General features: G+C 28.0%; 21 protein-coding genes. 16 read left to right on the forward strand and 5 right to left on the reverse strand.

The window, feature by feature from the left end; genetic code table 11:
* Nucleotides 1-239 precede the first annotated feature (239 nt).
* The 15 genes from RMO70_RS02365 to RMO70_RS02435 all read left to right on the forward strand — a co-directional run bounded on the left by RMO70_RS02365 (nt 240) and on the right by RMO70_RS02435 (nt 22,510).
* On the forward strand, nt 240-533 hold the full coding sequence (locus RMO70_RS02365) for a helix-turn-helix domain-containing protein (RefSeq protein WP_310554821.1): 294 nt from the start codon (nt 240-242) through the stop codon (nt 531-533).
* A gap of 8 nt (nt 534-541) precedes the next feature.
* Complete coding sequence (locus RMO70_RS02370) at nt 542-1,384, forward strand: transcriptional regulator (protein WP_310554822.1); 843 nt, start codon at nt 542-544, stop codon at nt 1,382-1,384.
* Between the two features lie 92 nt (nt 1,385-1,476).
* Nucleotides 1,477-2,100 carry an AAA family ATPase gene (locus RMO70_RS02375; RefSeq protein ID WP_310554823.1) on the forward strand — a complete coding sequence of 208 codons (624 nt, stop codon included), beginning with the start codon at nt 1,477-1,479 and terminating at the stop codon, nt 2,098-2,100.
* On the forward strand, nt 2,097-2,720 hold the full coding sequence (locus RMO70_RS02380; RefSeq protein WP_310554824.1) for a hypothetical protein: 624 nt from the start codon (nt 2,097-2,099) through the stop codon (nt 2,718-2,720). The genes RMO70_RS02375 and RMO70_RS02380 overlap by 4 nt, the downstream gene beginning before the upstream one ends.
* 246 nt (nt 2,721-2,966) lie before the next feature.
* Entirely contained in the window at nt 2,967-5,834 is a 2,868-nt protein-coding gene (locus RMO70_RS02385) for a tetratricopeptide repeat protein (RefSeq protein ID WP_310554825.1), read from the forward strand.
* A gap of 124 nt (nt 5,835-5,958) precedes the next feature.
* Nucleotides 5,959-9,198: a hypothetical protein gene (locus RMO70_RS02390; protein WP_310554826.1), complete on the forward strand. Its 3,240-nt coding sequence runs from the start codon at nt 5,959-5,961 to the stop codon at nt 9,196-9,198.
* A gap of 181 nt (nt 9,199-9,379) precedes the next feature.
* A complete protein-coding gene (locus RMO70_RS02395) occupies nt 9,380-10,180 on the forward strand; it encodes a hypothetical protein (RefSeq protein WP_310554827.1) in 801 nt (266 codons plus the stop codon).
* Entirely contained in the window at nt 10,180-11,037 is an 858-nt protein-coding gene (locus RMO70_RS02400) for a nucleotidyl transferase AbiEii/AbiGii toxin family protein (RefSeq protein WP_310554828.1), read from the forward strand. The genes RMO70_RS02395 and RMO70_RS02400 overlap by 1 nt, the downstream gene beginning before the upstream one ends.
* 8 nt (nt 11,038-11,045) lie before the next feature.
* A complete protein-coding gene (locus RMO70_RS02405; RefSeq protein WP_310554829.1) occupies nt 11,046-13,193 on the forward strand; it encodes an AAA family ATPase in 2,148 nt (715 codons plus the stop codon).
* 1 nt (nt 13,194) lies between these two features.
* Entirely contained in the window at nt 13,195-14,355 is a 1,161-nt protein-coding gene (locus RMO70_RS02410) for a hypothetical protein (RefSeq protein WP_310554830.1), read from the forward strand.
* Nucleotides 14,356-14,357: 2 nt separating this feature from the next.
* Nucleotides 14,358-16,358 (forward strand): hypothetical protein, encoded by a 2,001-nt coding sequence (locus tag RMO70_RS02415; RefSeq protein WP_310554831.1) that lies wholly within the window; start codon nt 14,358-14,360, stop codon nt 16,356-16,358.
* A gap of 3 nt (nt 16,359-16,361) precedes the next feature.
* Nucleotides 16,362-17,702 (forward strand): hypothetical protein, encoded by a 1,341-nt coding sequence (locus RMO70_RS02420; protein WP_310554832.1) that lies wholly within the window; start codon nt 16,362-16,364, stop codon nt 17,700-17,702.
* Nucleotides 17,672-18,319, forward strand: a complete 648-nt coding sequence (locus tag RMO70_RS02425) for a condensin complex protein MksE (RefSeq protein WP_310554833.1) — start codon at nt 17,672-17,674, stop codon at nt 18,317-18,319. Before RMO70_RS02420 ends, RMO70_RS02425 begins: the two co-directional genes overlap by 31 nt.
* Nucleotides 18,316-21,555, forward strand: a complete 3,240-nt coding sequence (locus tag RMO70_RS02430; protein ID WP_310554834.1) for a DNA repair protein Rad50 — start codon at nt 18,316-18,318, stop codon at nt 21,553-21,555. Before RMO70_RS02425 ends, RMO70_RS02430 begins: the two co-directional genes overlap by 4 nt.
* A gap of 4 nt (nt 21,556-21,559) precedes the next feature.
* Complete coding sequence (locus RMO70_RS02435) at nt 21,560-22,510, forward strand: hypothetical protein (protein ID WP_310554835.1); 951 nt, start codon at nt 21,560-21,562, stop codon at nt 22,508-22,510.
* A 378-nt stretch (nt 22,511-22,888) separates the two neighbouring features.
* Here the strand turns inward: RMO70_RS02435 and RMO70_RS02440 are convergent, their stop codons facing one another.
* Nucleotides 22,889-23,068, reverse strand: coding sequence for a hypothetical protein (locus RMO70_RS02440; protein ID WP_310554836.1), 180 nt, complete (start codon nt 23,066-23,068; stop codon nt 22,889-22,891).
* Between the two features lie 421 nt (nt 23,069-23,489).
* Nucleotides 23,490-23,621, reverse strand: a complete 132-nt coding sequence (locus tag RMO70_RS02445; RefSeq protein WP_310554837.1) for a hypothetical protein — start codon at nt 23,619-23,621, stop codon at nt 23,490-23,492.
* A gap of 382 nt (nt 23,622-24,003) precedes the next feature.
* Between RMO70_RS02445 and RMO70_RS02450 the strand changes: the two genes are divergently transcribed.
* Nucleotides 24,004-24,426, forward strand: a complete 423-nt coding sequence (locus RMO70_RS02450) for a DUF6943 family protein (RefSeq protein ID WP_310554838.1) — start codon at nt 24,004-24,006, stop codon at nt 24,424-24,426.
* A gap of 469 nt (nt 24,427-24,895) precedes the next feature.
* Here RMO70_RS02450 and RMO70_RS02455 read toward each other — a convergent pair whose 3' ends face one another.
* The 3 genes from RMO70_RS02455 to RMO70_RS02465 are packed head-to-tail and all read right to left on the reverse strand — an operon-like array spanning nt 24,896 to nt 26,291.
* Nucleotides 24,896-25,129, reverse strand: coding sequence for a hypothetical protein (locus tag RMO70_RS02455; RefSeq protein ID WP_310554839.1), 234 nt, complete (start codon nt 25,127-25,129; stop codon nt 24,896-24,898).
* A gap of 9 nt (nt 25,130-25,138) precedes the next feature.
* Nucleotides 25,139-25,534, reverse strand: a complete 396-nt coding sequence (locus RMO70_RS02460) for a DUF5675 family protein (protein ID WP_310554840.1) — start codon at nt 25,532-25,534, stop codon at nt 25,139-25,141.
* 1 nt (nt 25,535) lies between these two features.
* Nucleotides 25,536-26,291 carry a hypothetical protein gene (locus RMO70_RS02465; RefSeq protein ID WP_310554841.1) on the reverse strand — a complete coding sequence of 252 codons (756 nt, stop codon included), beginning with the start codon at nt 26,289-26,291 and terminating at the stop codon, nt 25,536-25,538.
* Between the last annotated feature and the right edge of the window lie 284 nt (nt 26,292-26,575).

The following is a 26,575-nucleotide window of genomic DNA, read 5'->3' on the forward strand; positions in this document are numbered from 1 at the left end:
CTGATGCCCTAAATAACTTTCGCAATATATTCTATAGAGTTTAAGCTCTATTTTGTATTCTTAATGCAAATTTAGACATAATCGCATCAAAATTGCAATCAAAAACACATAAATAAAAAAACTTTTAAAAAAGATTGCTTGATTTTATTGGGTTTTGTTGGGGGTTACGGAACCCCTGTAACTGTTTTGGTATTACTTTATTATTTCTCTTTGTCCAAAATATTTAAAACCAAATTATTATGGCAATTGAAGTTATCACTCGCGAAGACTTAAACGAATTCAGAAGTCTTCTTCTTAATGATTTATTAGATATCATTAAATCTAAACCTCAACAGCAAATGCAGTGGCTTAAATCCAATGAAGTCCGAAAGCTGTTAAACATTTCTCCTGGAACTTTACAAAACCTACGAGTAAACGGAACAATCACTTACACCAAAATTGGCGGAATTCTATATTATTCCAATAGTGATTTAGAAAAAGTTCTTGAAACTAACAAAGTCGAAGCAACACCCAATTTATTTAATCGTAAATAACCTCAAAGATGAATTATATAAAACATCTAACAGGATTTTTTGAGAAGGTTGCAATCGACAGAACACTCAATCCAACACACGTCAGTTTGTATATGTCATTGTTTCAATTCTGGAATTGCAATCGGTTCAAAAACCCAATAAGCATAAACCGTGATGAGGTAATGCGTATAAGTAAAATCAGCTCCAAAGCAACCTACCACAAATGCCTTAAAAACTTACATTCATTAGGATACATCAACTATGAGCCATCTTACAATCCATTCAAAGGAAGCCACGTTTACTTATTCAATTTTTCAGATGATTTAAAGCCAGTTCCCAAAAGCGAAAAAACAACAATACCAAAAAATGAACCTCTTTTTGAACTAGTTAATGAACAAGTAGTGAACAAGTCTTATACTAGTACTGGGACAAGTAGTGGGACTGGTAGTGAACAAGCTCTAGTATCTTATATAAACAATACAAACATAGCAAACATTTCAAACGATTTAAAGATTGTAAACTTGGACGAGCAAGCAAAAAATTTTGAAATTGATGATGGTTTTTTTAAAAGCGAGGCTGCTGAAAAAGAAAAAAAGTTGCGCGAAAAAAAGAAAGATGAAACACCAACAATCGAAAATGTCAAAGCTTATTTTCTCGAACAGAAATTTCCGGAACTCGAAGCTATTAAGTTTTTCAATTACTTCTCCAGCAACGGTTGGTTAGTTGGTGGCAAAACCCCAATGGTCGATTGGCAAGCAGCAGCACAAAATTGGATATTAAACGCACCAAAATTCATTTCAAACGAACAACAACCCAACAGAGCAAAACACCTCAACACCGGAACAGATAAAGATTATTCAGAACCACTTTAACCTGAACTTGTTTCAGGTTCTTTGCGAACCTTGCGTTGTCATCCTGAGCTTGTCGAAGGACTTTACGCTCTTTACGGTTAAATCCTAAAATTATGGAAACAGAAATAAAAACCCACTACAACTACCAGGAAGTAATCCTTTGGCTAGAAAAAAAAGGTGTCGAATTATATGGAAATCATTTCAAAATCCTTGAAACTGATCATCCCATAATTTACAAACTCATCGCCTATTTCCTAAAAGACGAAGCAACTTGTTTTCAATATGGCATCAACCTCAATAAAGGAATTTTACTTTCTGGCCCAGTCGGTTGCGGTAAAACCTCATTATTGAATTTAATGAAATACCTAACGCCAACCGAACATAAATTTTTCGTAAAACCGTGCCGAGACATAAGTTTTGAATTCATACAAGATGGCTACGAAATAATCCACAAATATAGCAAAGGCAAACTCTATGAATCACAACCCAAAATAATTTGCTTCGATGATTTGGGAACAGAAAACAACCTAAAATACTTCGGAAACGAATGCAACGTAATGGCAGAAATTATATTAAGTCGGTATGATATTTTCACTACTAAAAAAATCCTAACGCATATAACAACTAACCTTTCGGCAAGTGAAATTGAAACTCATTACGGAAACCGTGTACGCAGCAGAATGAGAGAAATGTTGAATTTAATATCATTCGATAGAACTATACTTGACAAACGATGAACCAAATAACTAACTTCTGGAATTACTTCAAACAAAACAACTTTGTTTTTCTATTACTAAACGAAATCCCAAACGACGAACTAAAAATTCATTTTGATAAATTAATTGCATTATTACACAAGTATAACAAAGATTTAGATTTAATCATAAAAAACAAAAGCAATGGAGCTGAACTAATCATTACTGCAAGTGGAAATCCCTATCTTTTCAAAGAAGTTGAATTAATATTACATTATGCTCCAGTTGTAGAACGTTGGAAAATAATACCTTTTTTACAACCCGAAACAAATCTTTCTAAATACCAACAGGGTATAGATAAACCAATAGAAAACTATGGAATTTCTTTAAAAATAAGCGAAATGTATTTCGAACCAATCAAAATTAAAAACAAACCTTTAGAAATAGGAATTAGAGTGTATATCAAAAACCATATAGTTTACAAAGAGAACCCAAGATTAAGAGAAACTGTTTACATTCACCTGGAACACTTGCTAGGAGAAAAATGTTTTGCAAATGATATTAGCTTGATTGATATTACTCAAATTCCAAGCAATTATAAAGAATTGAGATTTATTGAACTTTACAAATTAGGAGCTTATATTGAAAAAATTATAAATTAGCTTTCGTTAAAAAATATATTTTTTAGCCAAAAATTTATTGTGGTAAACGAGAGTAAATTTTGCTTATATCAATGAAATTAAAGTGATATTTTGATAAATTCACCGTCGTTTGCAATATATCCTGTTTGCGTTTTACTGTACATTGTGTAGTAAAACGCAAACAGGATATTCTTAATTTGATGAGTTTTGAAAAACGAATAATTACCAAGAGTAAATTACTTACTTTTATAAAAAATAAATTTATAAATGTTAAAACAAATCCTAAATACATTCGATGTCAATACAGATGCCGTTGCTACCAATAGAGGGTTTTATTATCAATATTTATCTGTTTTAAAAAAATGGATTCAGAATTTTATTGAAGATAAAAACATTGTAACATATACCGAAGTTGACAATGACATTAAGGAAGTTGGGCAAGAATTAATTTTCACACAAGTAAAATGTTATTCTTCAAATTTCAGCTTTAATTCGGAAGAAATCAAAAACTCAATATTTAATTTTTGGCTACTTTATTTGAAATATAATACTTCAAATGAAAATATTAGATTCTGTTTTTCAACAAATACAACAATTGCTCCGAGAGAAAGACTATTAACTAAATGGTCTGCAAATCCAGAATTAAACAACAATGAACTTTATACATTATGCTACGAAAAAATTAAAGAGATTTTAATTAAAGAAATCAATATTCGAAAAAATAAAAAACTTCAAAATAAAATTACTGAAATTCAGAAAACTGAAATCAAATCTGCTTGCGAATCTTTTAAAAATTACATTCAAAATGCTGATATAGAAGAATTTGTTAGGAATATAATTTGGGAATTTAATCACATTTCTCCCGAAGAGTCAATAATGTCAATAAGAAAAGATATTGATTCATTATTGGCAAATTCAAAATTCAACAACAAACCACCAAATTTACTTTTTAGTGTATTATTAAGTGAAATTTATAAAAAATCTCAAAATACGAATAGAGATGATCGGTGTGTAACTAATGAAACAATATCAATAATTTTAAAACAGACAGATGATGATTTGAAAAAAATAATCAATAGCAAGTTGACAAAATTATTACGAATTGAAATAGAGTTAATACAAAATGATATTCAACAAATCCAAATTAAACAAGGTTTACATAGTGAAGAAATAAAAATATTAAAAACCAGTTTTACTAATTTTAATAATAAAACAATTCCAAAAGAATTAACTTTTATTCCTGATATAAATTCTACTGAAATACTTGGTTGGGATGATTTTATAGTGAACATCAATAACAGTCTTAAAGCAAAAAAAATAGTTTCAATATTTGCTGAAGGGGGAATGGGGAAAACTTCATTTGCAAAAAAGTATTTAAAAACATATACTAATTATGACCATATTATTTGGATTAATGTTGAGAATTCTATTAGTTACGCTTTTTCTTTTGATGAAGTTTTAGAAATAAATTTGGGGGTTGAATTTATTAAAAGTGATGCTGTTCATAAATTTAAATTAATCCTAAATGAAATAAATAAAATTGAGGGTAATAATTTACTAATTGTTGACATACAAGAGTATGAAATTGATAATACTGAATTAAGATTAATCGCAACTTTAACAAATTGGGAGAAATTAATAATTACTAGAAGTCATATTAAAAACATCACTTCTTTTAAGTTACCCAGAATAAGTTTTGAATGTGCTAAAGAAATATTTACGTCAAACTGTAGTAAAGAAGAAATAGAAAATAGTTTACTTAATGTATACTTCGAGTACATCGATTACAATGTATTAGTAATTGAATTGACTGCAAAAACAATTGAAAATAGTATTGATTTAACATTAAATGTTTTTTTTAATTTACTCAAAGAGCAAAAATTAGACGATAACGATTTTAATATTGATATTGAAGTTAATGAAGAAAATGAAGTTATAAGAATATTCAATTTTTTACTTAAAAAGTTTAGTCTTAATAATCTTAATTCAGAAGAAAGAAATTATATTGAATATTTAGCATTACTACCATCAAGTAATATCTACATTGAAGATATTATTCTAATAAATGGTATTGATTTTTTCGATGAAAACAAAATAACTATTGGAAACATAATAAATTCTCTAGAGAAAAAAGGTTTAGTTGAATACTCATCTGATCGCAAAAGAATAAATATTCACAGAATCATTAGAGAAATTATTATTTATAATTCAAGAAAAGAATTTAACCCATTCATTAATAGTCTTTTTTATATTGTTTGGCTTACAGCTAGAATAAAAGAAGGGCAAAACCAACCTTCAAACTCTATTAGATTTTTAAAATACGCCGAATCAATATTAAATTCTGTAAAAGAAGAATATCGTAAGAGTGTCTATCAACCACTTTTGATGTTAGAAAATGAGCTTTTATATTCATACCGGTTTTTTATTGATATTGGCATAGGAAATGAACACAATCTTCGATGGAATAATTTAGCATTAAGAGCTCAAAAGTATCTTGATTCAAATAATCCCAATTTAGCGGTAATATATAACAATTTGGCATTGTCATTTGCTTACAATGAAGATTTTAAAAATGCAATTATTTATTTCAAAAAAGCTTTAATTATTTTCAAAAAGCAGGAATCAAAGTATATTGATTTAGTAATAACAATTTCAAACAACATTTCAAATATTTATTTAAAAAGCAAAGATTTAGTTAATGCGATAAACGTATTCAAAAAGGTTCAAGAAATAAGAACAAAATACAATTATTTTGACGGACAACAATTAGGGATTGAATATCGAATTCTTGCAGATTCTTATAAAATTGCTGGAGATTATGACAAAGCTATAGAGTTGCTGTGTGAGGGAATTAAACTGCATAAATCACTTAATATTCTCGAACGAAATGATTTTTATTTAGCTGCATACTACAACCAACTGGCACAACTTTTTCTATGCAAAAATGATATTATACAAGCTATAACCAACCAAGAAATGGCAATAAAAACATTAGAAGACATTAATCTTAATAACAGTGATTATCTATTGCAAATGTATTTGATTGTTTTAAGTCTATATCAGCACGAAGGAATTAAAAATAAAGAGCAAGAAGTAATTATCAAGATTAATTCTTTTAAAAATATTCAATCTTAAAAATTTAAATTAATCAAAAATAGATTCAATAAAATTAGTTACAGTTTAAGTTGAAAATCAATCAGAAAAATAAAAATAATCCAAAGGCATAGCTGTCTTGGCTAAAGCATAATAATTTACATTAATGAAAAATGCGTTTATAGGTTATTCATATCAAGAACAAGTCACATCATTGATGTTGACAAAAATGGATGTTGAAAGAAGTATTATACAAATAGAAATTGAAGCCACGGTTGAACATAAATTTGATGATATAAAGTTAAATACCGAAGAAGCAGAATATTATTTTCAAATAAAGGATTTTGATAATATCTCACTTAATGATTTAATAGTTTCAGAAAATGAAATTTCAATCGCACGTAAAGTACATAAACTTTCTTCTTCGGGAACGAATGTTATTTTTTTCAAAAATATCGAAATTACTCCAAATTGTATGGTCTTGGATATTGATGCTTACAAATTGAAAAACATCTATATTGTTTCTTTAAATCGTTTAGCAATAGACCAGAAAATTGAAGAATTATATAAAACAGACCATTTACGCAAATATATTATCGACCAATTTTTTAGTGAATGTCTTGATATCAGAAAGTTATTAATTAAAAAAAGTGAATTACCTGTACTCAATGTTTTTAAAACTTATTTAATTGAGCCTACTGTTAATCTTACTATAGAAACATTAGAAATTGAAAACATTTTGCATATTGAAGGTAAACCAGGTGTTGGTAAAAGTCATCTAGTAGTAAATTTAGAAAACCAATATTCAAATAATATAGTTTATCGTTTTTGGGTTTCTAACCAAGACAACGAACGTAACGAGCGATTACAGTATAATAATTTTGTGTTAGATTTCTCAAAGAAATTATTTAACAATTTAAAACCATATACTGAAATAGAAATTATATCTAAAATTAAGGAACTGGAAAAAACAGTAATAATTGATGGATTAGATCACGTTGAAAATTATAATTCCAAAGATCTTGAAGCTTATATAGAATTTATTGATAAGTTAAAAGAATCTTGTAAAGTAATTATTTTGAGTCGTCCTTTACAACGTGAGCTAAATTGGAAAAAACAATTGCTTGGTAATTGGAATCAGGAACAGACAAAAAAAGTATTAAATGAACTATATCACATTGAGGAATATACCAACATTGAAAAAATATACAAAATCAGTGATGGTTATCCTATTTTGGTAAGATACATTTCTGAGCAATATAAATTAAAAGGAAGTGTACCAGATTTTCAAACCTTTGATACAATTGATAAATATTATGAAAAGCTTATTGACGGACAAAAAGGGAAACTAGCACTTTCACTTTTTCTTTGCGTTCGCTCATACATAATGCAATCTGAAATAGAATTATTTTTAGAATCGATAAATTCATCTTTCGTAATCGAATTTATAAAAGAACACCCATATCTTTTTGAACTACGACTGAACAGAATTTCACTTTTTCACGATAGTTTCATAACCTATCTACGTAAAATAAATACAAATTACAAAGCTATTGCATCAAATGTCAATTCAATAGTTTATTCTTCAATACTAATAGGAAATAAAAGATTTTTATCAAGGTTTAGGTATTTTGACTTTTCAATTGTAGACAAGAAAAATGTTGTTAAAAAATACTCTTCAATAACAGAATTTAGAATATTGATGAATGGTGTGATTGATTTTGAAGCCATACAGGACTTCTATAGTCAAATTCGCGAAACAATGCCTGAATTGTCTGCTAATGATTTAGAAATTAATGATTATTATGAATTATCGCTTATATTAAATATGGTATATCGTGATCATTTATCAACATTAAATGATTTTTATTTTACGTATTGTAAAGCGCTTTTATTTAATGGTTTTACTATTGAAGATATTACTAGTAATCGATATTTATTTGGAATGATGTACTATATCGAAACAAATGATGGTTCCTTAATTTTAAATTTGAATAGCGACAGTCATTACGATACAAGTAGCTTTTATTATGACTTACAAAATGATGCTAATGAAGAAATATCATTTTTTGAAAAACATCGAAAGCCACTTTTAACATCAAAAATTAAAGATTTATTAAAAGATAAATCTAACTGGGAATATAGAAAAATAATAACCTACATAATTGAAGATTTATTCATTCACGATTTAAGTAGAAAGAATTTTGAAGATTTGTATAACTCAATCAATCATTATGTAAATGGGGATGAATACAAAGCAAATTCAATTTTAGAGAATTTTATTGTGGATTTTGGTATTGAAGACTATCAGGCAAGATGGATATTAAAAGAAGCCTATGAAAATTTATTAGCATTGGGTTATATCTCTGATAAAAATGACTATTTGAATCTTACACTCAAGGAGTATATTTTAAATAATAAAGATGTAGGAAGTTTTAATATGCGAGTTGAAATTTTAAATTACATACGTTTATCATTACATCACAATAAAAAAATTGACCTAGCTTCAATTTCACTTTTCTGGACAAAATATTATCAACGGAAAGACCATACTTTGTACAGTTTATATGCTGCTTTACCTATTTTCGAAAAAAAGGGGTGTATAGAAATGTATGATTCACTTAGTTTAATTTATAAGATTCAAGATGTTTCAGAAAAAGGGTATAGAGGACTTTTAGCAGATTATATTTTAGAAAAGACTCCTGAAGTTATCGAAAAGATTCTTGAATATTTCCATCCGTCAAACTTATCAATTTCGTGGTTTCTTTTGCCATCAGAATATATAAACGTATTACCTGACCTAGTTTATAATCTTGAAAAAGGAACTAAAATAAAATATCACCGAACTAGTAGAAAAATTCCTTACGATGAAATCGAAAACCTACTCGACTCGAACAGACTTGAACAGTTTAGAAATGATTTAACTTTTTACAGATACAGTATTGATATTGAAGAAAAAAATCCTGCAATTAAAAAATTAAAAAGTTTAAAAATTCCATACCAAACATACAAAGACCAAAATTATAGTAGCAAGGAATCTTCAGCACTTTCGAGATTAGATCAAGGAATATTAGATGATAAAAATAAAGAAATGATTTTAGTAAAGAAATTAAAATCTTATGAAGTAGCTGCATTTAGCGATGGAAATTATTCAGCACTTTCTAATCCAGACATATTTCAGGTTTTTGGTAAAGATGACATCAAAGCCAATATAAAAGAAATTATTTATAATGCAATGACATCAAGATTAAGAGCAATAGACCATTTCCATATTTTATGGCCATTCCCTGGTAATGTAATAAAACTTTTGGATGACAATGAAGTTGTAGATGATTTTGAGAGTTTATTTCAAAGCTTTGAGATTTTTTTAAATATGTCAATGTTTGATTTGAAAACAAATAGCTAATTGACACTTCTATTGGTCTAATCAAAAAGCATTATTTTAGTATAATCTAAACACTGTCTATCATAAATATTGAAACATTTTTCAAAAGTTCATTATTTTATAAAAAAATAACACTACTTTTGATTACCTTTCAACGCAAGATAAACCCCAATTTTTAGGGTTTATCCTTAAACGATTAGTAATGGCAAAAAGCACCTATATTTCAGAAAACACAACACAAAATCAAATAGATTTTATGTTAATGCTTGATGATAATGAGTTAGACATCTTTACTTTAGAGGAAATCAAATCAATTGCATCAAGAGAATTTGAAAACATAAACGAGATAGTAGAAAATCTAGTACATAAAAAACTACTATCACGTATAGAACGAGGTAAATATTGTAGATACAATTTCAGGGACGAAAACGTAATTGGCTGCAAATTAACCGAAGATTCCGCAATCGCTTATTGGTCCGCATTAAACAAACACGGTCTTACGGAACAATTTCCAAATTCTATTTTTATACAAACCACAAAAAGAAAATCAGACAAAAGTGTTTTTGGTGTTTTCTATAAATTCATTCAAATTTCAAAATCAAAAATAGTTGGAATAGAAAAATTAGGATTTGGAAACCACAGCTACCAAATGACCGATGTTGAAAAAACCATTATTGATTGTTTTGATTTACCACAATATTCCGGTGGTTATGCCGAATTAATTCGGGCATTCAATCAAGCAAACCTCAACAGTGAGAAAATGATTGCGTATTGTAAAGCCACAAAAAACATTGCTATTACAAAACGAATAGGATATTTGGCTGAATTACTAAATAAAAAAGGGATGAAATCATTTATAAACTTCGCATTAAAAGAAGTCAACGAAAAATACAATCTCTTTGACCCATTTGGTATAGAAGAAGGCGAATTTGTAAACAAATGGCGATTGAGATTAAATATAAGCAGCGAAGAAATTTTAAACATCTGTAACAAGCAATATTAATGATTTTACAAAAAGAAATAGCCACCATTTCCGAACAACTAGGCGTATCGAAATCAGTTATTGATAAAGATTGGATGTTGGGGCACTTTATAGCAGCAATATTCAACGAACCGGAACTAAAGGAAACATTAATTTTCAAAGGAGGAACTTGTTTGAAGAAATGTTGGTTTGAAGAATATAGATTTTCAGAAGATTTGGATTTTACTTCAAAGTCACAGGAATTTGAATTTACACAGAATCATTTAAAATTTATCACAAAACATATTGAAGATAATACTGAAGTAAAAACACACATTGTTTCATTAAAACTATTACGATTTCAAGACAGACTAACAGGATATGAAGCTATAATTAAGTTTTGGGGTGCAGACCATCCAAAAAATATAATGCCTACAACTCCAGACCGATGGCAGACAAAAATTAAAATAGAAATAATTCTCTATGAAGAAATGATTTTTGAAGTTACAGAACAAGCAGTTAGCCACCCCTATTCTGACAACCTAGCATTAGTAAACGCAATACCTTGTTACAAAATCGAAGAAGTTTTGGCCGAAAAAATTAGAGCCTTAATCCAACGTTCTTATACAGCGCCTCGAGATTACTATGACATTTGGTACTTATCGAATAATTTCCCGGATTTAAACTGGATAGTGATTGTTGAAGCTTTTTACAAGAAAATGAAATTCAAGAATATTGAATTCACTGGAATTGACCAATTAATCAATCCAAAAAGTGATAAAGCTTTAAAAGGAGCGTGGAAAAACAGTTTGGGTCATCAAATTCAACCTGATAAATTACCCGAATATGAAGTAGTCAGAGAAAACCTTTTACTATTATTTGAGAGTATTTTTAAATAATTTTTAATATGATATTAGTAGCTATATACATAAAAGAACATAAGTTTTTATTTGATAATCAACCTCAAATATTAAATTTTGGAGGTAGGTATTTTTATGACTTTGAATTCATTACTGATAATGAAATAACCATTTACAGGAAAAAAAATGAAAAATACATAGACAATTTTTACTCAAATGAAATTATTGCAATATCTGGAATAGTTGGAGCAAATGGTGTGGGTAAAACAACTCTATTAAAAATAATCCATAAAAGTTATCAAGAAGATACACCTGTAATTTTTGTATACGAGAAATTAACTGATGAAGGTATAGAATATTATATTGACAATAGAATTGGTATTATAAATGAAAATGGAAGTATTATTGAGGAATCTAAACCTATTGTTAAATTCTTTGAAAACATTGAGTACAATAAATTTGATTTCAGTTCATATACCACACTTTACTATTCACCTATTTACGACAAAAGCATTTCAGAATTTTATTCAATTTTAAACCTTGAAACTAAACATTCTGAAAAAACATTGGAGGAAATATATAGTGACAGTATATTAAAAGAAGTGATCTTTTTAAATAGTAAAGTGAGTGATAAAATTAAAATAATCTATCCAGATTTTCCAAATTATGATAACATAATTATAAAACCTAAAAAACTTCACAAAAGAGATTTTACTAAGGTTTATATAGATTCAAATTTGGGAAATCCAAATAAAGGCGAAACATTAAAACATACTATTGAAAGGGATTTAAGTGTTAAAAATTTTCCAAATCCGGTAAACCTTTTAAATAGTTATTTATCAATATTAAAAAGTGGAAATGTGACGGATGCTTTAAAGGATATTTGGGATTTACCACAATACAAAAATGATAATGAGCAAAAATCTCATTTAATCCACAACTCAAATAACTTCATAAAGAATATAGAAATAAGTATTTTATCATATCTTCTTCTAAATGATACTTTTGCAATAACTGATTTATCGGGTTCGTTTGATTTTGAAAAAATTTTAAAATCAAAAAGTTTTGAAGAAACCTTAAATTATATATTGGCAAAGTATATAGTCCAAACGGATAAAGGATTTTATAATAATCCAGAAGAAATTAAGATTGATGAGTATGAAAAACTAATCCAAAAATGTGATACTCTATACAATAAATTTACAGTTTTGAGCGGACTAGATGCTAAAATTATTAAGGAGAAAATTACTATTGATATTAATGGTATCAAAGCAATAAAAGATTTTTATGATTTGATTAATAAAAATCAACACTTAATCCAGAATAATGAAGAATATTCATACTTGAATCTTAATGTTAAAAATCAAGATACACAAGAAATACTTTCTGAAACAATTAAAGCATATACAAGGGTTAAAACATATTTTTCAAACATCCCAATCGCAACAATTGATTTTATTGAAATTGAAGCTGATAAGAAATTATCCTTCGGAGAAAAATCGCTTTTAAACTTGTATTCAACTTTATATGAATTTACATTAGGAAAAAATCATACAAGAGAAAGTGAAAATTATTTATTGATTCTTGATGAAGCTGATTTAGGTTATCATCCACTATGGAAACGAAAATACATTGATGCTTTAAATAGAACACTTCCAGAAATATTTAATACTCTAAATGCTAAAGTTTTTGATAACATTAAAAAGAAAAAAGTAAATTCTGAACAGAAAAAACCAAAAGTTCAAATAATTTTCACAACTCACGACCCTTTGACGCTATCTGATTTACCAAATAGTTCAATTGTTTTTCTAAAAAAAGTTAACCTTTTTAGTAAAGTATTAAAAATAGATGATGCCGAAAGACCTACAAAAACTTTCGGAGCCAACATCAGTAATTTACTTTCAGATTCATTTTTCATTAATGATGGTTTAATAGGTGATTTTGTTAAAGATAAGATTGAGAAAGTCATAATTGAGCTCAATAAATTACTTGATTTAAAAAACAATAATGTATATATCTATATAACAGAAGATAAAAAAATATTAATCAAGCAAATAATTGAAATAATTGATGAACCTATCATTAAAATGAAATTGATAGATATGTATAATACAATTTTTGAGGTTTCAATAGAAAATGAGATCAATGATTTGGAGGAAAGATTAAAATATTTAAGAAATCTAAAAAGTAATTAAAATGATTAGCATAAGAGAATGTATATCAGAATCAGAATTAATTTCTGTACGAAAAAAACATATAGATTTTGTATCTTTTGAGGTTGAAAAGAGAATTGATTTTTATATCAATCTATTTGAATATTTGTCTTATTTACAATTACACCCAAAAACTAGAACGGAAACAATAAAAAGCAAAGTAAACAAAATAATTCATCATTCTCAATATGAACCATTTATTAAAATTATTTTAATCAATGAGAAAAAATTTGATTATAGTAATCTTAAAAGAATAATCAAATACAAACCTGGTGCTGGGAATTTAACTATTGTAATTAATAGACTAAAAAAGCTAAAGAAAATTAGTAAATCAATTTTAGAAATAGACTTTAGCTATGGTAGTTTAATAAAAAGAAGATATTATGAATCCAGAAAACTCTTTTTCGCTCCGATAGACTTTTTACTAAAAAAAATATTTGACTATGAAAATTGGTTTTTAAATCTTGAACCTAATGGAGTTTGGGGACCATATCAATTAACTGAAAAACTAGGATTAAAAGTATGTTCATATTGTAATCGACAATATACTTTTAGTCTTTCAAAGGGTAAAAATAAAATTACAAGACCAGAATTGGATCATTTTTTACCGAAGAGTGGAAATCCTCTATTGGCACTAAGTTTTTTTAATTTAATTCCTTCGTGTACAATTTGTAACAGAGATTGTAAAGGTAAAATTAATTTTAATTATCAAACTCATTTTTCTCCTTATGAACAAAATCCAAAACACGAATTAATTAAGTATGATTATTATCCAAAAACATATTTAGGTTCTATTGGTGAAACTGAAGAGTTTAGAATATTTGTAAAAAATGACGGAGCGAAGCTTGACCCAGTATTGAAAGCAAAAATAGATGGTAATACTAAAGTTTTTGAATTAAATAAAATTATTAATGAACATAAAGATATAGTTCAGGAAATAATAAAAAAAAGACATATCTCAAATGATAACTACATAGATACATTGCAAAAAACATTCCCAGAAGCTAAACTTACACTCGAAGAAGCTTATAGGTTAGCTTATGGTAATTTTTATGGAGAAAAAGATTTTAATAAAAGACCTTTAGCTAAATTGACTAAAGACATAGCAGTTTCAATAGGTTCATTAAAAAAATATTCGAAATAATTATGAGTTTCCAAGTAATAGCAATAAAACCGCTTAAAGGCTGTAATAAAAAATATTTAAAACTATTGAATCCGGATTGTACATATTATCTATACAGAGAGTTTACCATAAATGAGAATGATGATGCAATAGCTCTGGAAAAGAAAATTCCTGAAGAATTATACAATGTTGAGAGCTTAAATAATGAAAAAATAAAAATTAGTATTTCTGCAATATCTGGAAAAAATGGTTCTGGAAAGAGCACTTTAATTGAACTTTTATTTTTGGCAATCAACAACTTTTCCGTTAAATTTAATAAGAAAAACCAAAAAGCTGACCTTACTTATGTAAATGATATTAAAGTAGAATTCTATTTTAAAACATACTCACGACAAAAGAATGAAGATGTTAGTAAATATTATAAGATTAAAGTATATGACAATGAGGTAACAATTCATCGATACAAAAAAAGTAAAAACGAATATGTGCTAAATTCAGTGCCAATTTATGAGTATAAATATAAACTTCAAGATTTTTTCTACACAGTAACAATTAACCATTCTCATTATGCATATAATACCGAAGATTTAGGTGACTGGTTAAATGGATTATTTCATAAAAATGACGCCTATCAAACTCCATTAGTCTTAAATCCTATGAGAACTAAAGGTGATTTCAAAATTGGCACAGAAAATCATCTAGTAAAATCTAGGTTAATAGCTAATTTAGTAAAACCTACAGCTAAATTTAATTTCAAAAAACTAACAGATAATCTTGAGGCAATTGAACTTGACATTTCATTAAACGATACTAAAAGAGATAAAATTATTTATGAATTACCAACGGATGATCCACAAATTAACGAAAAAATAAAACTTAAAGACCTTAGTTTTAATGAGGATTTAATTTTTAAAAAAATCAATAAATATTATAAATTTTCTAATGATGATAATGATAAAATAAAGTTAAGAATAGCTTTCGATTATTTAAAATACAAATTGGTTAATATTTGTGTAACCTATTCAGATTATGGTTTATATTTTGATAAAAAAAAGAAAAAATTTAATGAAGAATTATTAGATGAATATTTTAAAGAGCTTTTTATAAATGATGAAAGCCACATAACATTTAAGTTAAAACAAACACTAAATTATATCAGATTTAGCAAAAATAATATTGAAATTAAAGAGCAAAGAGTTTCACTTAAAACAATATCAGATTTTATTTCAAGAATTAAAGAAAATAAAACATATAATAAAATTAATACAATAGAATTAATTCCACCTCCATTTTTTAATACGGATATAATTTTAAATTCAGATAAAAATGAAAAAATAGAATTCAAAACATTGAGCTCTGGAGAAAAGCAAAAAATTTATTCAATAAGTTCAATTCTTTATCATTTAAGTAATTTAGATTCCGTTAAAAATACTCGAACAAAAACCGCCTATACTAATGTCAATATAGTTCTAGAAGAGATTGAGCTATACTTCCATCCCGAAATGCAACGGAATTTTATAAATGATATTTTAGATAGTATTTCTGGAATAGAGCTTTATAAAATCAAAGCAATCAATTTTTGTTTTGTTAGTCATTCACCATTTATACTTTCAGATATTCCAAAAGAAAATATTATGTTTTTAGAAAATATAGATAATAAAGCGGTACAAATTTCAGATGATAAATCAACATTTGGGGCTAATATACACGATTTGCTAAAAGATGGATTCTTTATGAAAAAGGGTTCAATTGGAGAATTTGCAAAAAATAGGATTACAAAAACTATTCAATGGCTAAATTTAATCCGTGAAGAGAATGAAAAATCTATTAAAAATAATTTTGAATTGCTATTAAAAGAAAAAGAATATCATAAAAATATTATTGAAATTATTGACGAGCCAATAATAAAAACAAAATTATTAGAAATGTATTCGGAAATTTTCGGAAATGATGAACGCAAAAAGCATCTTGAAAATGAGATTGAAAGATTAGAGAATGAATTGAAAGTATTAAAAAATAGATAAACATTGAGCAATCCCATAAACACCAATTTTAATTTCATTAAAATTCTAAATGAAGAGAAAACATACAAGTTGTTATTTCCCGAAAGGGAAATAGGTCTTGCTATTGTTTTGATTTATGAGAAAATTAATGATGGTGTTTTTGAAGATGAAAAATTTACTGAAAATGATCTACACGAAGCTTTTGAAAATATCTATAAAACAAAGGAACGTTATCCAAAAGAGGTTTATAGCAGTCACATTATGGACTTGCAGGAATATTTTTTAGATTACAACCAGGAAACCCAAAAGTATTTTTTCAAAGACTATGCTTCTAAATTTTGTAAACACGCTAAAGAAACTCTTATAGGTGCTTTTAATCCAACACGAATCCAAGAGATTTGTTCATTTCTTTCAAATTCATTATTAGAATCAGAGGATTCAACAGATAAACTTAAATTTTGGCTTAAAGAAACTTTTAAAAAATTTGAACCTGATTTAAGAGAACAAATCGATTTTTTAGACCGACAAATTACCGAGTCGATTGAATTACTTAAAAAAGGAACCGATTTTACCAATCAAAATTTCCTTAATATACTAGTAGCAACGGATTTTAGTATGAACAAAGCCCAAAAACACGTTGCGGAATTACGTTCGGCTTATTCTGAGACCAAAACAATAAGAGGTTTATTAGAACAAAAACAAAATCAAGATAATGAAATAAATGAGTTGATTTCGGAAGTGTATTCTTTTGTAAAATACATTAATGATCGATTGAGTTCAATTGATCGCAAATTAGATAGAATTCAACCTAAAATTAGACAACTATTTTCAACATTAAGCAAACCTTTATTAAGTTCAAAGATTGAAAAGTTCATTCATTTGTTATTGGATAAAAGTACTTTAGAATCTAACAGTGGCAATAAATCAATAGTGTTTCCACACAATATTATTTCACCACAAATTCATATTCCAACGCCACATTTTACAATAATTGACAAAGACCGAGAATTATTTCCTTCCAAACCAAAAGAAAGAAAACAATATATTCAGAACGAAAAAGTAATTGAGGAAAACATTAAGAAAGCTCAAGATAAAATAAACGAAATAGACACTATTAGAAATTGGGAAAAATATATTTTATCAGAAATAGAACTAAAAGGGAGTATCAAATTATCAGAAGTCTTCTTTAAAATTATTGAAGAAAGTAAAAGCAGTCAAATTGCTGTGAGCGTAACTTTTAACATTATTAAATATGTTTACAGTAATAAAGACAAATATAAATTGGAGATTGATAAAGAATTAGAAACGAATAGCGAATTTAAAAACATTGCATTATGGAAAATGAAAATAATAAAATTAGTTTAAGTAGTTTCTTGTACAGTGATAATTCAGAGGATTTATTTGCTTCAATTGATTATTTATTAAAAGATGGTGTACACTTTCAAAAAGAAGGAAAACAAATAAATCAATATAACTTTATTTCACAAAATGAAGAAAGTCTTAAACTGTATTATAACACCTTTTTCAAAGTTGATTTAGTTAAAGGAGGCGAAGACAATGCAAGCTATTATTATTTAGATTTTATAAATAATGATCGAGGAAATATCTCTGATAAACACAGATATATGCTCAAAAGTGAGTATGTAATTATTGGATTTCTAATTTATAAAATTATGTTTATTGACCGAGAATTTGATTTGAATTCTGTTCAAAAATTAAAAGAAAAAATCCGGCTTGAATGTGAAGATTACAAACAAGGTATTTATACATTAATTGCTAAATCAAAGAATACAACTCCTGGTAATTACAATGATGATATAATAGATAAAACAATTCAATCGGCTCTTGAAGAATTTAAAAAAATTGGTTGGATAACATTAGATAAAGACGAGTTTCATACATTACCTGCATTCGACAGATTGCTAAAAGTATATGAAGAGTACATTATAAATATAGAGGAAACACTAAACGAACTGAAATGAAAGACTATCCACTAATTAAAAGACTATCAACTTTAGGAATAGTACACCATCAGGGATTTGATTATGATTTTAATCCATTCAGAACTGATTTTGTTGGCGAAGGCGGTGCTGGTAAAAGTATGATTTCTGATATTTTACAATTAATTTGTGTTGGTACTTCGGCTTTTCATTCTCCTACAAAAGGTACAAGTACTAGAGAACCTAAAACTATGGTTTTAAGAACTGATGGTAATGGAACCGATATGGGTTATGCTTTTATAAATGTTGAGGTAGAGAAAAATAAATTTATAGTTATTGGTATTTATTTAGAAAGTGCTGGTACTTCATATATGTTTATTATTCAAGAGGGTAATAATTTTGATGACGACACTCAATTGATGCCTTTTGAAACTGTTTTAGGGTATTCCGATTTTCTCAAAAACAATCAAATATTACCAATTCAAAATTTGAAGGAACACATCAGTAATACTTTACAACTAACTTGTGAATCTTGGCATAAGACTTCAAATTATCATAAAATTCTTTTCAAAAATGAAATATTGCCTATTGATTTGTCAATCAGTAATAAAACGTTAGACAATTATGCCAAAATTATTCAAGCATTTTCTAGAGAATCTTTGGATATGAATAAGAGTGAAAAATTACAAAGTTTTTTATTTGGTGAGGAAAAAGAAAAGGAATTACTTGAAAAATTTAATCAAACCGTTAAAGAACTGAATGGTGACAACAAAGAATTTGATAAAAACTTAAACGAAATAGAATTACTCACCGATAAGCAAAACGCGTTAAGTGAATTGTTGAAATTGAGAATTGAAAAAGATAAAAACGAGAAGATTTTCTTGTTAGCATCTTTTAACAATTATTCAAAAGAAGTTACTGATTCAGAAAATGAAATAAGAGAGAAAATTAATCTTTATGAAAATAGTTCCAAAATACTCATCCAATTAAAAACAAATGTCCAAGAAAAAATAATTTCAACAAATGAAGAAATTAAAATAATAGATCCAAAATGGGAAACTGCATTTAAAGAAAAAAATAAATGGGAAGAATGTGAAAACAAATTAAAAAAGTTTTTCTCTTGGTTACAGGATTTTAATTGTTCTGAAAAAGAAATTTTAAAAGAAAAATATAATAAGCACCATCAAAATAAACTTCAAATAACACAATTAAGAGAATTGACTGAAAAGTTAAAATCAAAAAACATTTTGACTTTTTTTACCAATGAAAATTTAAAGGGTAAAAATGCACTTGTACAAGCTAATTCAAAAACAGAAGTTTACAAAAAAGAGCTAGAAATTAAAAACAAATTAAAAGCTTTAAATAATATTGAAGATAAAAAATCATTAGCACATTGGGCTTTAAATCAAACTAAAAAATTAGATTTATTCCAGGAAAGTATAATTCATAAATACCACAATGAAAATATAAAAGTAGATGCTCCATCAGATGTTTTATTAAAATATATTCCAGAACCAAATCAATTAATAGAAAATCTTAAAATATCAAATAAAAATGACAAAGGTTTTTGGATTGATCTAAATGGTTTAATGGAACACGTAACTTTAATTAAATCACCAATTTTTGACAAGGAAGATAGAGAAGAAATTAAGGAATATTTTCAGAAACAAACTTGTACGATAGAAGAAGACATTTCAAATTTAGAGAGAAAATTATCAAACATTGAATTGATTATAGAAGTTTTAGAACAATTAGAAAATCCTGATGAATATGTATTTGCTTTTAATTCAAATATAGGACTAGATGAACAACTTGAAAATCACGAAATGTATGATGTTTCAAATATCATTTTTGATGACTATTTTGATGCTTTTTCTAGAGAAAAAGAAATCAATGAACAGCTTACAAATGCAAAAACAAATTTCAAAAAATTAGAAGACGAAAAGCGAAAATTGGACAATCTACGCATTAATTTAGAGCGTGAATTAGAATCATTTTTAACACCAATAATTATTGATGAAATTGATGATTACAAAAGTAAATATAATTTTGCATCAACTAAAAATCTTGATTTAGAGAGCTTAAATAAAGAATTAAGCGATGCTGAAGATTATTACATAGAATTGAAAAAAGCATATAATACTCAAATAAGTAATAACAATCAAACAGCTTCTCTAAAGGAAATAGAATTAAAAATTTTAAAAATTACACATAAAAAAAATGAGATTTATAGTCAAAATCCTAATCTATTTACAGAAGAAATAGTAATGGATATTTATGATGATAATGAAATTAATGAATTAGAAAAAAAATCTATAGATGCTAATAATGATTATATTTCTAACTACAATTTTGTAGTCTATACTTTTCTTAAACAGAAGATTAATCATTATAAAGACACTGGCGATTTCAGTCCTTTATGCAGAGAAATTTTACCTAAAGAAATATTTGATGAAAAAGATTTATTAGAAGAAGATATAATTGAAAACATTTCCAATTACTTACGCAATATAAATATTAAAAATAGAAAGCTAAATAGCCGAAAGCTTCAAAAATTAAGTGAGATTATAGACGATGTTTCAAATGAAGTAAGTAGTCAATTAATGGATATAAGAATAATAAGTAATTTTTTGAATTCAGAAGAAAAAAAAATAACTGGCGGTCACAAGGTCGATTTAGATGTAATATACGATAATGTTTTCAAAAAAGAATGGATGAATAATTTCACTGATGAGATTAATAAAGATATTCAATACGGTATGGATGAATCATTATTTGAAACTCTTAAAACATTTTCCACAGAATTAGAAAGTTTTCCAACGTTGGAAGAAAAATTAAAAGAAGCATTTTATCGAACTGGTGGAACAAGAGCAAACAAACTAGAAGTTAGGGACTTACTGAATCCAAAATCATATTATGGGTTGAAGTTTTCAATTAAATCAGCACAAGGGAACAAAACTGCTGGTAGCACAAGTCAAACATATTCAGCAATAGCACTTTTATGTATGGCAAAGTTATCTTTAATCGATAAAACTTCAAAATCCAAAATAAGAAAAGGAATTCGTTATATGGCTATTGATGAGGCAGAAGGTCTTGGAAGTAATTTTGATATGCTATATAATATTGCAAAAGCAAATGATTACCAAATTTTATCTTTATCGATAAATCCAAATAAAATTGATGCAGAAAATCAAAATATTTATTTGTTGCACAATAGTTTAGAAGATGAAAATATAAACTACACTCCTGTGCCAATTTTTGGATCATCAAACAATTAAAAGTATGAAAAAAATTGAATGGAAACATCTAAAAGGATTGCATCAGCTTTATAAATCAAAACAAACAAAGTTAAAAATAACTAACAATGATTTTATTAATCAGGTCATTTTAAAACAAAAGAAACTAATAAAATTTAAGGTTGGAAATCATTCTATTATCGAAGCATCATCAAGATTTAAGGAGTATTACGAGCAGGAATTTTTAGAAACCTATGAATACTACAATAATTTCTTTGAGAAGTCGGGAATAGAAAACGATGCTAAAAAATCTTTTGATGATGAAGATTTAAAAGCATTAATGTTTGTTTTTTATAACAAAGAGGAATTAAAAAAAAATGTAACAACAGAGAAAAAATTATCTGCTTTAATTTATAAAAATCAAAATTCTAAATACTTATCTAATAAATTAAGTGTTAAAAATGCAGTTTTAAGAATATTAGAACTTGATGAATTTCCAGAAAAAGACCCCAAAAATAATCAATGGAGATTTGTAGTTGATTGCCTTAATCCAAAAGTTATTGTGCTTTGTGAGAATCTTGATTGTCTAAAAGTTCCGTTAGAATATAAAAATAATAATATCGAATTATGGTATGTTGGTGGTAATAATACCACACCATTAGAAGACATTTCTCAAGATAAATTAAAACTTCCAATATATTATTTTTGTGATTGGGATTATAACGGATTACTGATATATTCAAATGTCAAACAAATATTTAGATCCAAAGGAATTGAAGTCAAAATAATTCTACCACAAACACAAGAAATCGCAATCGAAGTTGGTGTCAAACATCATAAAAGTAAATGGAATGATAATGAATTCTCAAATTTGAATAAGAATGATTTTTCATTACAAGAAATCGAATTTATCAATCAATTAATTTCGGAAAATAAATGGATTGAAGAAGAATCTTTAGATTTAATCAAACTACTGAAAAACGATAATATCATTTAATTACCATTATCTCATTCATCTGCACAAAATCTTCGTTTAGTCCAAGTATTCCTAAACTCAAATCTTTGTTTGCTTCATTTCACTAATTACGTTTTCAATAGCAAGAATATCTTTTTCGTTCGGTGGTAAAAAGAAAGTTTTACATTTCATAAGGCACTCCTTTGCCAACGCTCCAAAAAAAATTACTGGCACAGTTTTTAGAAAAAACACGTACGCTTCGCAACTTGCGCCAGTAATTTTTTTCCCCAAGCTGTGTTACATAATTGAGTATTATAGTTCATTACAAAGCGTTTATATTGTTTTTTTTGGTTTTTGTAACGAAGCTATAATATCATTTATGTAAAACAGCCGCCACACCCAACGCGCTTGCCAGTGGCTCTAGGACAGCTTTTTTAATTGCTTCCTCGCACCAGCCGGCAATAAAAAAAGCTGTCCTTCGCCACTGTCTTTAAGAACCTTCGCTATTTCATCGGAAACTTTACAGTTGTAATTACTTTCAAGAACGTTCACGGTAACTGTTTTTAGCAACTTTGTGTTTAAATCGGTAAGTATTTGCATTGCTTTTGTAAGTGTTGTAAATCGCTTATCAACTCTATTTCTAACATTAACGACATAGGAATAAGCAATTTACAACACCCACAAAACCAAGAGTAGCCAGCAAGAGTATCATTTTTTTATTTGCCATAAAATAAGAAGTCATTGCTTCAGCGGAAAAGTTGATGCCATACCGTTACTAATAATAAGCATTGCAAGCTTCAAGCATTATCTTTCTTTTAAGTCTATGGCATCAACTTTTCCACAAAAGCAATCAGAAACATCCCAGTCAGCAAATAAAAAATGATACACTTGCACGCGCTACTGCACTGTCGCACTAGGTATTATAATGCATTGTTTTTTGAAGATGCTTTCCATTTTCAGAACAACATTCCAATTAAATTGAAACTTCACATTTCATAAGACGATTAGGCATCCTCAAAAATCAAATCCAAGAAAGAGTAGCAAATTCTTTGGCCGGATGAAAAGCATTTTTATTTTTTGATTTGGTTTTTTTATCCATCCAAAGAATTTGATACCCTTTCCGAAGACGACCATCTTCCAAATCAATTCTCATTACTTCAGATTAAATCCGATTAAACAAGAACATTCCGATTGGATATTCAAAACAAAAAATAAAAAAAAAGAGAGCAAAGATAAGTTCCAGGTATTCAGAAAAAAAAGTTCAAGCCCTAAGGGTTTTAAAAAAAATCTCCACCCTTAACGGTTCGCATCAACATTCAATTCCGATTTCACGCTCATACTTCCGATGATGTATCGGGTAGTATTTTTTTTAAAAAACTTTTTTATCTGAAACCTTCCGCTTGAACAGACGGCTTTCTTTTTTTCTTTTTTTCTTTTGAAAAATTTTATAGGTCGAGCGTAGCGAGGCACACCTACATTTCAAGAGAAAATCCGCGAAAAATTGAAAATCTAATCAATTTTTAAAGCCGAAAGTTATGACCAATTTTATCATCAAAACTCACCGAGTTGGAACGATTTATTCAAAACCGCATTTATTCCTACTTAACAAAGGGATGAACAGCGGAAAGCCACAAAAAGAGCCATTTACTAACAGTTTTGTTATCATTTTTCAAAACGAGGAGGACTGCGAAAGCCTTTTTTTCATTGCTTATAGTTTATGGCAAACAAAATTTTGGCACCAACATTTAGTTGGTTCGGTAATCCCATTTTTACGCCTTCCAGATTTCAAAAAACAATTCAATCCGCAAGCCAGTTTAATGATGGTGGAACACGAGCAGCACCAAAAAAATGTTGCAGCTCTCAAACTTCTGGAAAAAAAAGAAAAACAGTACAAAGAGGATATGATGCTTATAAATGACATCCGTAGAGCCATTTTATATAGGTATTGCAGAAAATAATCCAAATTGTAAACTCAAATTCACTTAAATGAAGCTATTTATTTTGTACCAAACCGACAATTGGAAATCCAAAGCATCAACAGTATGTTTTGGCGTTTTCGACACTAGAGCCAAAGCTCTTGATAGCGCAAAATGGCAATAATTGTACACATATAATTCTGAAGTAGTGGTTTTAGAGGTTACTCTAAATCTATTTGAAGAAGTTTAATTTTAGACCATAAAAAAACCCATTCCTCACGGTTTGGGCTTCATTATTGTTTAATCCAAAGGTCACCACAACTAGAATTAAACTATTTTTTGCGCTTTCTAATAAAAAATTTGAGTAGTAAAGATATTAAAAAACTGACTATCGCACCAAGAGTGGCAAGAATTATAGTTTTTAAAACATCTTCCGAATGTAAATTCGGTAAAACACTCAAAAATGTACCGCCAGCGGTACCAATTGCAGTTGAATTACTATGTTGCATCGTCATCCTGAACTTTTGTGAAGGATCTCATCCTCTTTTGTGGTCAATTGGCTAACTGCCGACACTACACCGCCAACAACCGCCAAATAACCTCCGATAGAAGTTATCACAACTGGCAACGCTATAGGCGCTGCTAGAATAGTTCCTCCAACGGCAGCCAACACCAAACCAATATTTCGAAGCACTTTAAAAAATTTTGGAGTTGGAGCTTTCGCTCTATTTATTATTTTTTTCATAATCTTATTTTAAGATTGAACAATTAAAACAACACTTTCATTTTTGTCTAAAATTGGATTGACTAAATTTTTCAATTTAGAAAATGCTTTTCGAGACATAAGACCTAAACCAGGTCCAGAAAGTTTTGTTACTGGAGCAATACAACCATTCAATTCTTGCAAAGCATTATTGGCAGGATGAAACAAAATCAAGCTTCTGTTTTTTACATCTACTATTTCCAAATGCCATTGAAATTTCTTGCTGTAGCGCTTTTTAATAAAATATTTCCCTTCCGGAATGCAGGAAACTTTCGTTTCGTTTATCTTCCACGGCAATTCAATGGTTTTACAAATCAATTTGCCTTCGCATTCGAGTATTCCGTTAGTTCCATCAGGGAAATAAGTTCTCGATAGTATTAAAACCATCTTACAATCCGCTCACTTGCACCAATGCTAATGGATTAAATGCACCATTTTTCAATGGATACATTTGACCATTTACTTCTTGATAAAACTCAACTCCAAGAGCCAAAAACAAAGGCTTTGTACTAGCTGGAGTTACAGCATTTGTTTGGCTAATCACAGCCGTAGCGGTTGTGTCCCAAGGTAAAATTGCCGTTTCTGAATGCGCTTCAACAAATGTTTCCGCTTCAAAATCTACTTCTGCACCAGCTGAAATGATTTTAAAATGCGTTGTTCCAGATGGTGCAGCAATCATATTAGCCGGTATAAATGAAGCCAAATCAACAGTGATGTTTCCTGTAACACGGTCAATTACTCCTACAAAAGGAGCAAATAAACTGGTTCCCAGTTTCCCACGAATATTGAATTCAAAGCCTGCTAAAAGTTCAGCTTCGCCATCAATAACATTTCGCAAACCTCTAACGCTGGTTAAATCAGCTTGGATAACTTGGACCATTCTTTGGGTTAAACGGCTTACCATTCTGCCGTCGGCAGAATTCAAGAGCAGAGCTCTTAATGCCGTTCTCAAAATCTTTCCAGCCTTACCCGCTCGACCAAACTCCGAACCATTTTCACGCGTTCTTTGAAACGCAGGATCACTTTTGATTCTGCTGGCATCAATGCCACCTTTTTCTCTCGCCAAATGACCGTCTTGGGTTTTGTAAAAAGTAATATCTCCGATAGTACCTTTCAATTTAATTATGCCTTTCTGTCTTGCCATAATTTCTAAAATTTTTAATTAATAATCGTTTAAAATTTCCTCAATCATATTCGCGTTGCAACGTCTTTCAATTGATTTCGAGAACAAATTTTAGCTAATTAAACAGAATAAAAAAGCGAGGACAGTTCCATATGTCGCAAAGTGACATAAATGGCTTAAATCGACATAAATGCCTGCCAAAAAGCACATAAAAACAACCATAAATTGCGAAAAAAATTTATATTTCAAAAAAACTTACTTTTGTATAATCTTAAACTTCACTTGTCAGTAGGTTTAAGCTAATC

It is taken from the genome of Flavobacterium sp. (assembly GCF_031422135.1).
In the GTDB taxonomy this organism is placed as follows: Bacteria; Bacteroidota; Bacteroidia; order Flavobacteriales; family Flavobacteriaceae; genus Flavobacterium.